This is a genomic window from Roseinatronobacter monicus (assembly GCF_006716865.1).
In the GTDB taxonomy this organism is placed as follows: Bacteria; Pseudomonadota; Alphaproteobacteria; order Rhodobacterales; family Rhodobacteraceae; genus Roseinatronobacter; species Roseinatronobacter monicus.
In genome coordinates this window covers 87154-96147 of sequence record NZ_VFPT01000006.1, presented here as the reverse complement: position 1 = coordinate 96147, position 8994 = coordinate 87154, and the positions used below count along the sequence as shown (strand labels likewise).

General features: G+C 57.5%; 9 protein-coding genes and 2 pseudogenes. 5 read left to right on the top strand and 6 right to left on the bottom strand.

Annotation, left to right across the window (positions count from 1 at the left end; all coding sequences use genetic code 11):
- Positions 1-60: 60 nt before the first annotated feature.
- Complete coding sequence (locus BD293_RS22135; protein ID WP_142085955.1) at positions 61-465, bottom strand: thioredoxin family protein; 405 nt, start codon at positions 463-465, stop codon at positions 61-63.
- Between the two features lie 15 nt (positions 466-480).
- Positions 481-1194 (bottom strand): cytochrome c biogenesis CcdA family protein, encoded by a 714-nt coding sequence (locus BD293_RS22130; RefSeq protein WP_142085954.1) that lies wholly within the window; start codon positions 1192-1194, stop codon positions 481-483.
- Positions 1195-1919: 725 nt separating this feature from the next.
- Between BD293_RS22130 and BD293_RS22125 the strand changes: the two genes are divergently transcribed.
- The 4 genes and pseudogenes from BD293_RS22125 to BD293_RS22110 all read left to right on the top strand — a co-directional run.
- Positions 1920-2162, top strand: a complete 243-nt coding sequence (locus BD293_RS22125) for a type II toxin-antitoxin system VapB family antitoxin (RefSeq protein ID WP_142085953.1) — start codon at positions 1920-1922, stop codon at positions 2160-2162.
- 2 nt (positions 2163-2164) lie between these two features.
- The gene (locus BD293_RS22120; RefSeq protein WP_246086449.1) at positions 2165-2590 is read left to right on the top strand and encodes a type II toxin-antitoxin system VapC family toxin; all 426 of its coding nucleotides are present in this window, start codon (positions 2165-2167) and stop codon (positions 2588-2590) included.
- A gap of 11 nt (positions 2591-2601) precedes the next feature.
- On the top strand, positions 2602-2964 hold the full coding sequence (locus tag BD293_RS22115; RefSeq protein ID WP_142085951.1) for a helix-turn-helix domain-containing protein: 363 nt from the start codon (positions 2602-2604) through the stop codon (positions 2962-2964).
- 376 nt (positions 2965-3340) lie between these two features.
- Positions 3341-4756, top strand: a pseudogene (locus BD293_RS22110) (IS1634 family transposase); the annotation flags it as partial.
- Here BD293_RS22110 and BD293_RS22105 read toward each other — a convergent pair.
- Together BD293_RS22105 and BD293_RS23285 are read right to left on the bottom strand one after the other, a co-directional pair.
- Complete coding sequence (locus tag BD293_RS22105) at positions 4715-6850, bottom strand: recombinase family protein (protein WP_246086352.1); 2136 nt, start codon at positions 6848-6850, stop codon at positions 4715-4717. The pseudogene BD293_RS22110 and the gene BD293_RS22105 sit on opposite strands and share 42 nt — an antisense overlap.
- On the bottom strand, positions 6750-6998 hold the full coding sequence (locus BD293_RS23285) for a hypothetical protein (protein ID WP_170207012.1): 249 nt from the start codon (positions 6996-6998) through the stop codon (positions 6750-6752). Before BD293_RS23285 ends, BD293_RS22105 begins: the two co-directional genes overlap by 101 nt.
- Before the next feature lie 93 nt (positions 6999-7091).
- Here BD293_RS23285 and BD293_RS22100 point away from each other — a divergent pair.
- A pseudogene (locus BD293_RS22100) lies at positions 7092-7403 on the top strand (IS1634 family transposase); the annotation flags it as partial.
- A 111-nt stretch (positions 7404-7514) separates the two neighbouring features.
- Here BD293_RS22100 and BD293_RS22095 read toward each other — a convergent pair.
- Together BD293_RS22095 and BD293_RS22090 are read right to left on the bottom strand one after the other, a co-directional pair.
- Positions 7515-7799, bottom strand: coding sequence for a hypothetical protein (locus BD293_RS22095; RefSeq protein ID WP_142085950.1), 285 nt, complete (start codon positions 7797-7799; stop codon positions 7515-7517).
- 83 nt (positions 7800-7882) lie between these two features.
- Positions 7883-8530, bottom strand: a complete 648-nt coding sequence (locus tag BD293_RS22090) for an antitoxin of toxin-antitoxin stability system (RefSeq protein WP_142085949.1) — start codon at positions 8528-8530, stop codon at positions 7883-7885.
- Positions 8531-8994 lie beyond the last annotated feature (464 nt).

Below are 8994 nucleotides of genomic sequence, written 5' to 3'. Positions count from 1 at the left end.
ACAATAAGGCCCTGCATCCGCGAAATGACGCGGATGCAGGGCCACGTGTTTTGCCAAAGCCTATCCCGCAAGTGCGCGATCAAACAGTTGCCGGATCTCGGCTTCGCGCGTCCCTGCAATGATCCGCGACAACTCCCTGTCGCCGTTCAGCGCAATCAGGGTCGAGCGGCGCGGAATGGCCAGTGCGCGCGACAATTCGCCCGTGCCATAGGCATCCCAATCGACGCGAATGATCGTCAGCTCGGCATCATAGCGCGGCGAGGAGGCGCGAAGATCATTGATAATGCGTTCCTGACGGCGGCAGGTTGAGCACCAGTCCGCGCCAAAGATCAGCACGATCCGCTTGCCCTCGCGCATGGCCTGCTCGGCCAGTCCGGGGGTGTAGGCCTGAATCCCGGCGGCGAGGGTGGTGGGGAATAAGGCCAGGGCAAGCCCCGTGGCCAATAGATGACGTCGTGTCAGCATCTTTGCTCCTTGAAGTTAAAACATGATGGAAAGGTCGGAAAACCAGTGCGGCAGGTGATCAAGCGCCCATTCTTCCAGCGCTATATGCCACCGAAACCAGATCGATACGCCAATCAGCAAGAATGCCCCGCCCATGATCGGCTTGGAACGTGCCGCCAATGCCATCATGGCCGCGCGCCGTTTGGCGATGCTGCTTTGCGCACCGTATGCCAGCGCCAGCAACACGCTGGATACGCCCAAGGCAAAGGCGATCATAACGCCCGTGGCTTGCGCCAGATGCTCGCCGCGCGCGGCCAAAGCGATTGCACCGCCCAAGGTAGGGCCGATGCAGGGCGACCAGACTGCGCCCAACAAGGCACCGCCGCCAAACATGCCAGCGGGGCTGGATTGATCCAGCCTGTCAATGCGGGCGTCAGCGCTATTGGCCAGCCCTGCGGTTGCCGTTACAAAGCGCGTGTTCAATGCGGGCAACAACAAGACAAGTCCGAAGCCCATCATGGCAAATGCGGCCACGCGCTCGATTGTCTCGGGGAACACCCCCAAAGCCGGGCCAATCTGCGCCAGCCCCACACCGATTGCCACGAAGCTTAGCGACATGCCTGCGCACAGGTAAAGCGGCCCGCGCCTGTCGCCTTGCAACGCCGAGGCCAGCACAATGGGTAGCACCGGCAAAACGCAGGGGTTGATCAGCGTCAGCAACCCCGCGACATATCCAAACACAAAATCCATCACGCGTCTCCCGTGGCGATCTAAGCTTCCGACCCTTACTGATACGAGGACTTCACCTGTTTTGTTACGCATCCGTCGATCGGACGTCGCGCAGGTTTGAACGTCTCCATGGATGATGGTTTTCAGGCTAAAGTTTGCAACTGTTAGATTGCGGATCGGTCTTTTTGCTTCTCTGCCTCAAGGCGCTCTTTCAGCTATGTGAGGGTGAGTGTGGCGAAAGAAAGTAATTCCCAAATACCTGCAAAGAAGCCGCCCGAGGAGTTACGCTGTATCATCCCCAATGCCCGCTTCGGTGAAACCCATGCGATCAGTCCTCCGGTCGCTTAAGGGCCGGGCACTTCAAACCGGCGTGGCTGTTCGCCAAGGTTCGGGCATGTCAGGCACTTCACCCATAACGCGCGACTTTGCACACTCCACTTATCTGCCATTCGCTGTTGCGTGAGTGGAGGTATCGAATGACTGGTATCGCCGATTTCTGCAGGTGCTATGCCGCAACGTCACAGGCGGCTCCCCGCCCTCCACGTCGCTGATGCTGCGTGTGCGAGCACATTTTGCGCAAATGCAGCGAACGACTGGAAGGGTCTTGCATAGCTGCCTCTCGGCGTACTTGGCAGTAGAGCGTGATTGAGTGCTTGGCCACAGCCAGAAGGGGACGCGACACGCGGCACGCTTGTGGAGTATATACTTTTTCGATATCCTATATATACGCCTGAGGATATACGAACATGCCGCTCTTCATTCGCAACCCTGAAGTCGATACCTTGGTTGACAAGGTGATGGCAGCAACTGGCTCCAAAGACAAAACCGAGACCGTTCGGAAGGCACTGCTCTTGCAGCTTGAAGCCGTGAACGCGAAGGAAAGTCTGGCATCTCGGGTCGCCAAGGTCCAGCAGAAAGCCGCGCTCACTGGTCTGCGGCCTGATGGCCGTGACGATAAAGACCTGATGGACGAACAGTGGGGCGTCTGACCATGTTTCTTGATGCAAGCGTGATCGTCGCCGTCCTCAAGAATGAGCCTGAAAGCCCTGTCTTGCTCAAGGCCATGGAAGGCGCGCGCGGGAAGCTTCGGCATTCCGGCATCACCAGACTGGAAGCGTCGATGGCTCTCGCCCGAACCTACAAAGAGCAACGCGGCGACACGCACGCGACAGCGCAAGATTTCGAGACAGCCAGCCAGCTCGTAAGCGAGCTGCTGGAAGTGCTCGGGTCATATGAGGTTCACATAACAGGCAGCATCGCTGACGCGGCGATCCGCGCTCTCGCGCAATATGGTCATATGGTGGGGCACAATGCGAAGCTGAATTTCGGTGATGCTTTGTCCTATGCTTGTGCCAAAGCCTATCACACGCCGCTACTATACAAGGGTAAAGATTTCAAACATACAGACCTTTTGTGATAGGAGAATTGATGGCGCATCCGATTGATATTCATGTTGGGAAGCGGCTTCGTGAGCGGCGCTTGGCTGCAGGAATGACGCAAAGCCAGCTCTCGGACGAGGTTAGTGTCAAGTACCAGCAAATACAGAAATACGAGACAGGTGCTAACCGTGTTTCATCATCGCGGCTGTGGGAGTTTGCGCGCGCATTGAAAGTCCCAATAACGTTTTTCTTTGATGGTATTGAAGAGCAAACAGAGCCGTCGCACAATATTGCTGGAGCGGGGGGCAGAGAGGTGTTGGCCTTGGTGCGCATTTTTCGAGCAATCCCCGAAGCGCAGCGAAAAGCAATTCTTGATCTGGCGACCTCGCTTGGAAAGAAATCAACGGGTTGAACCACTAATCGCTCAAAAAGCGGACCCTCCGGGGGCCGCTGTTCTATTGCAAGAAGAAGATTTGGACGACAGCGGTGGCTGCGTCCGGACACGCGGCGCAGCCGGCCACATTAAACGAGGAAGCCCAACGCCTTTCCCGCGAACGCGGCCCTGCGCGGGCAGCGCCCGTCCTGATCGGGGCAGGGGGCATGTCCTCCTGAGCCGATCAGGACATCAACCCCAAGTTCGACACTTGAGGGTAGAAATCGGCTGTTGGAACCCATCTGACCACTAAGATTTCAACAGGTTAGATGTCAGAGCTCTCGGTTCTTGTGTAGTACATTTTCTGTAATAATAATTGTTTACGAACAATGATAAGAATATTACTCTACATCACATGTATCTGCGTGTGACTGAAAGCGGCGGACGTCGCTACCTGCAAATCGTCGAAGCCTATCGCAACGCGGCTGGTAAGCCGCGCACGCGCATCATTGCCAAACTCGGCCGCGCGGACACATTGAAAGACGGCGCACTTGACGCGCTCATCCGGGGCCTAAGTCGTGCGGCGGGTCGAGAAGAGCCACCAAAGCTCAGCGTGACCTTCGATGCAGCCTTGGCCTATGGGAATGTCTTCGCGCTTCATGAATTGTGGAAGGAGCTTGGTTTCGACCGCGCTCTGAACCGTACCCTGCGCTCTGGAAAGCGCAGTATTGATGTTGAAGCCCTCGTGCGTGCGATGGTTTTCAACAGGCTTTGTGACGCCAGCAGTAAATTGGGCTGCCTGCGCTGGCTGGAAACTGTTGCCATGCCTGCCATGCCCGAGACCGTCACCCATCAGCATTTGCTCCGCGCCATGGACGCCTTGATGGACAACGCGGAAGAGGTTGAAGACGCGTTGGCGCGCCAGATCCGACCACTTGTGGATCATGAACTTACAATGGTCTTCTACGACCTGACCACTGTGCGCATTCATGGCGAAGCCCGGCTTGAGGATGATGTTCGTGCGTTTGGCATGAACAAGGAAACTGGCGGCATCGCGCGTCAATTCGTGCTGGGCGTGGTGCAGACCGCTGATGGCCTGCCGCTCATGCACACTGTGCATCCTGGCAATGTCTCTGAAACCAAAACCCTGCAGGGCATGCTGCAAACGGTCATGCAGCGATTTCCTATCCAGCGTATTATTCTGGTGGCTGATCGAGGCCTGCTCAGTCTCGACAATATCCATCACCTGACAGAGATGGCCAATAAGGACGAGCGAAAGCTGGAATTCATCCTGGCCGTGCCTGCGCGGCGCTATAGCGATCTGGTAGAAACATTTCAGGGTTTTGACTTTGGTGATGACGACGGACTGCAAGAAGCCAGCTTTGAGGGGCACCGCCTGATTGTCGCACATGATGCAACCCGCGCGCTGGAGCAGGGTCAGACCCGTCGCGCGCGGATTGATGAGCTGGAAACCATGGCCCAAAAGATGGTTGGTAAGCTCGACTCTCAGGACGCCGGGAAGACAGCCAAGGGGCGGCGCGCATCAGACCGGGGGGCTTACAGCCGGTTTGTCCGCGCCATTGCCGATGCCGAACTCACCCGCTTCATCAAGGCAGACCTGACGGCGGACCGTTTTAGCTGGACCGTTGATGAAGAGGCCATCGCACGTGCGGCCCTTTTTGATGGAAAGCTTGTCCTGCTGACCAATGTTCCTGAGATAACGCCGGAAGATACTGTCCAAAAATACAAGGAATTAAGCGATATTGATATCGACCAGACATTTCGACTCTCAAGTGATAAGTTTAAGTTGTTCTGCGCTTTGCCGGGGCGGCAGGCGCCTCAGGTGGGGCGGGCTCGCGCGGATCGCTTTAAGATCCTCGATCATTGTCGCGTCAGCAGTCACCAGCTTCACCGGTTTGCGGTCATGTTTAACCAGGCGGCTGCTTAGGCGGCCGTTGGCGACCCAATAATACAGGGTCGCTTGAGGCATGCCGATGGCTTCGGCTAATTCTCGGATTGTCCACTCGTCGGGTTCGCGCACAATCATCGCTGAGGCGCTGGGTTTTTTGCGCTGTGGTTTGGCGATGCCCGCCGCAACCAGGCGGTGGCGGACCATTTCGGGGGTATAGGTGTTACGACGCTTGGGGGGGACAAAGCCTTCTTCGTTGAGAATATTGGCAATGCAGCGGCTACTGTGGCCAGCTTCGTAGAGTTCCTTCATGCGCGCAATCAGTGCCGGATAGCTGCTGAGCGCGGTGATCCGCGCGACAGGACGGATCACCTTGTGCATCGTTTGATTGCCGCCATGCCAATGACACGTGACCTCCACATGCTCGGTGTCATCAACCATCTTGATGATAACCCTTTCGAGCAGCAGCCGTACAATTTCCTGTCGTTCTCTTTGTGTGGTTGTTGCCGCCTGCCAAAGCGCGGGGAGATCTTGGGTAAGGGTACGGATCGCCTCCAGTTCAGTGCGGCTCGGTGCTTGCAGACGTTCGCGCTGGAAGCGGTCATAATCAACCATGAGGCGCGCTTGGCTCGCCAGCGCCTCTTCCCAACTCTTCTCGAGACTACGCGCAACCAGTCGGTTCTCTGGCTCGACGCTGGCATAACTCCGCCGGGCGCGATCAACCTCGAATTGGGCGCGCTCAAGACGCTGCTGCCATTGACGATCGAGAGATTTGCGTTCCGCTTCAAGGTCGCTGGCGACCGCAAGACTGATCTCGAGCGCGGCTGGTTCCAGCGATCGCAGGATAGCGCGCGACACAGCCTCATCAACCGGGGCCGCTTTAAGCGACTGACAGATTGGTTCTGCGTAGGCCATGTGCATGCCATTGCAGATGTAGCGCGCGACTTGACCATTGTTGTTATAGGTTGGCTGCATCCTCAAGCCGCACGCGCCACAAATCACCATGCCCGATAGCAAAGCGCTTCCAGCCCGGACCGGCCCCTGCGCGCTCGGCAGGTTGGCCCTAATCTGCGCTTGGATGCTCTCGAATTGCTCCAAGCTGATATAGGCCGGCAACCGGTCTGGCAGAAACACCTCGACATTGTCCGGCGCCTTCACGCAGCGCCCGGTTCCAGGACGCCCCGGCTTCTGGCGCCGCCTGTCGACGGGCCGCGCACCCCAGGCATACACACCGGCATAAATAGGATTGTTGAACAGGTTATGCAGCGTGGCTCGGCTTGGGCGGCGCCACTCAAGATCACCCTTGGTCGGGCCATCTTTCCTGCGTATCGGCATCTGTATATTGTGCTCGTTCAGATACCGCAGCACACCTCCAACCGACCGCAGCCGCTCAAACAAATCAAAGATAAGACGGATGACGCCCTGGGCCTGTTCATCAGGTTCGAAGATGACCTCCCCCGACGGGCGCGCTACATAACCCGCTGGCAAACTCTTTGCGAGTTCGCCGCGCCGGGCCTTCGCACGTCGCCCCTCCAGCATTCTTGCCTTGATAATATGCAGTTCGGCCTCGCTCATTGTCCCCTTTAAGCCTAACAGGAGCCTATCGTTGAAATTCGATGGGTCGTAAACGCCATCGGCATCCGCAATCAATGTATCGAATAGGGAGCAAATCTCCAACAACTGGTGCCAGTCCCGGCACGAGCGCGCAAGCCGTGACATCTCGACCCCAAGGACCAATCCGACACGACCCAGTCCGACTTCTGCTACCAGCCGCTGAAAGCCAAGCCGTCCCTCGATCGAGGCGCCCGAGCGTCCCAGATCATCGTCGACCACGACGATCGCTTCCCGCGGCCAGCCAAGTGCGAAAGCCCGGTCAACCAGAGCGTATTGCAGCCGTGTCGATTCCTGATTGCGCTCAACCTGCTGCAGCGTTGATTGGCGAATATAAACGATCGCTTGGCGATCGCGATGCTGTCCGCAGACTTTCTCGGGTAAACTCTGGGCGCGCGGGACCATGATCGATTCTGACGTCATCATCGCTCTCCTTGGTCTCGATCGCGCTGCGGATCTGGCGCAGCGCCATCCGCCCCAACAGTGCGATGGCCTCCTGCCGTCGATCCAACGGCAGCATCTGAAATTCTGGAACTGACGGTACTTCGCTCATCGCGTGATCCCATCCAGCGTGCGAGCGCGCGAAGCGCTTCAAATCCGATTCTGGGGGGATCATCATGCTCTGTCAAGTTATAAGAGGCAGGCTCTATGGTATATCGAGCGCGGCTTTCGCGTGCTGAAATCCGACATCGAGATCGCACCGGTTCATCACAGATTGCCCGACCGTATCCGCGCCCATGCGCTGATCTGCTTTCTGGCGCTTACCCTTCACCGGGTCATGCGCATGCGCCTGAAGGCCAAGGGTCATCATGCAAGCCCTCAAGCTGCACTGGATCTTTTGGCCCGCATTCATCGCCATCAGGTTCAGATCGCAGAAACGAAGCTTGAGGGAACTGCGAAAACATCACCCCAACAATTGGAGTTATTCGATGCCTTAAACTTGCCAAAACCTGCCTAAACCACTTAATGTAGTACATTTTTGGCCACCTGGCCTCAATAATATCAATTACTTAGCTTTTTTGCTGTCGAACTTGAGATCAACCGACCGATTGCGGGAGCATTGCGCCATTCAATTATCCCAAGGGCCAGCGTAAAAACCTTCATCCTTCAAGGCTTCGGCTGCGGCGTCCCAAGCGCTTTCTTGCGGGCGACGGACCGCAAAATAGTGCTCACATGTGCCTCTGACAGCTGCGTAGCTGTCGAGGTCTTCGGCAAGCTGGTCGGCCTGCTGCCTGGTCATATGTCTGGCGTCGGCTTCGGCCGCGCAATAATGGCCAGGTCCGGCATAATAACCAAGCATTTTCAACGATGCGGTGCAGCGCTTTACAATCCGTAGGGCAGGGGTGTCGGTCATGTCGTCTGTTCCTATCGGTGCGAAGGATGGCGGGCCTTTCGGCCCTGCCTTTCCTTCGTTCGGTGACTTGGCGGCTGCATCCATCAATAGATATAGCGCTGGCCGGTTTCGGTGAAGGTGTATTCATTGGCGTCCAGCGTATCGGCCACGGCGTCGTCGGATGTCAGATAGTCGTGCTCGGTCTGAAGCTGACGGTAAAGCCAGCGGGCCAGATCGCGCAGCGATTCCATGATGGTGTCCTCGGCGTCGTCGGTCATGGCCTGATATGACGGGCTATCGCGCGACACATCGATGTCCATGCAATATTCGTGGAAGTAGTGGCCACGATGGCTGATCGCTGCGCGCAACTGATAGAAATTGCGCTTTTGCACGTCCTGCAAGCGGTCTGCGATGCTGTGCAGCGTCTTATCCTGCGGGGCATAGTCACGAATGGCACGGGCGGCCCCTTTGGCATATGAGGCGATGCCTTCAAAGCAAGCCCCGTCCCCTTGGCTGGCAAAGCCGCGAAACCAGACGCATGGCTCCTGCCGTGTGCTCCCATTCATCAGTTTGATGTCGCGGGTTTTGAGGTCAACGCCAAGGATTTCGCAGATGCGGCCAAAATCATCATAGACGCTGTCCCACCAGTCATAATCCATGCCACCAGCGCGCCACCAGTCGCGGGCTTTTTCCTTGGCGGCGTCTGACAATTCGGAAAACTGGTAAACAGTCATGCAAGCGAGTTCGGGCATAGTCTTTCATCCTCTTGAGCGATGGGCGGTTGGGGTTTGTCCCTGTTTCCGCCGATGGGCTGCGCCTTGGCCAATCTGATTTGCCGGATACGCATGTATTCGGCGGAACAGAGTGGGAGAGGGCGAAGCCCGACCCACGGGCCTGAGCGAGACTGTCACGGGGTCAGACCACCCACTGGCGCGGCCCGCAGACCGCAGGTCGAGGACACGGGTGGGTGGTCTGACGACGCGCCCCGCGCGGCGCTTGCCCCTTGACCGGCTCGATCAGGTCTGTTGGGCGGACAAGAAGAAAAGGAAGATCGTCAGTGCGGGCGGTGAGCGGGCCACAGGACCGTCGATCCCCCGCGCTGTCCTTCGGATCACCTCAACCCGCGCAACCGCGCGCGGGTTTCACCAGCACAAAGACAAAAAAAGCCCCCGACTGGCGGGGGGCAGGTGGTTTTCCATCGCTAGAGGAAAGGGGT

Bases quoted from the DNA above. Each gene is read 5' to 3' on its own strand.
- BD293_RS22130 (WP_142085954.1), bottom strand. From the start codon at position 1,194: ATGGATTTTGTGTTTGGATATGTCGCGGGGTTGCTGACGCTGATCAAC.
- BD293_RS22115 (WP_142085951.1), top strand. From the start codon at position 2,602: ATGGCGCATCCGATTGATATTCATGTTGGGAAGCGGCTTCGTGAGCGG.
- BD293_RS22105 (WP_246086352.1), bottom strand. From the start codon at position 6,850: ATGGTCCCGCGCGCCCAGAGTTTACCCGAGAAAGTCTGCGGACAGCAT.
- BD293_RS22120 (WP_246086449.1), top strand. From the start codon at position 2,165: ATGTTTCTTGATGCAAGCGTGATCGTCGCCGTCCTCAAGAATGAGCCT.
- BD293_RS23285 (WP_170207012.1), bottom strand. From the start codon at position 6,998: ATGAGCGAAGTACCGTCAGTTCCAGAATTTCAGATGCTGCCGTTGGAT.
- BD293_RS22095 (WP_142085950.1), bottom strand. From the start codon at position 7,799: ATGACCGACACCCCTGCCCTACGGATTGTAAAGCGCTGCACCGCATCG.
- BD293_RS22135 (WP_142085955.1), bottom strand. From the start codon at position 465: ATGCTGACACGACGTCATCTATTGGCCACGGGGCTTGCCCTGGCCTTA.
- BD293_RS22125 (WP_142085953.1), top strand. From the start codon at position 1,920: ATGCCGCTCTTCATTCGCAACCCTGAAGTCGATACCTTGGTTGACAAG.
- BD293_RS22090 (WP_142085949.1), bottom strand. From the start codon at position 8,530: ATGCCCGAACTCGCTTGCATGACTGTTTACCAGTTTTCCGAATTGTCA.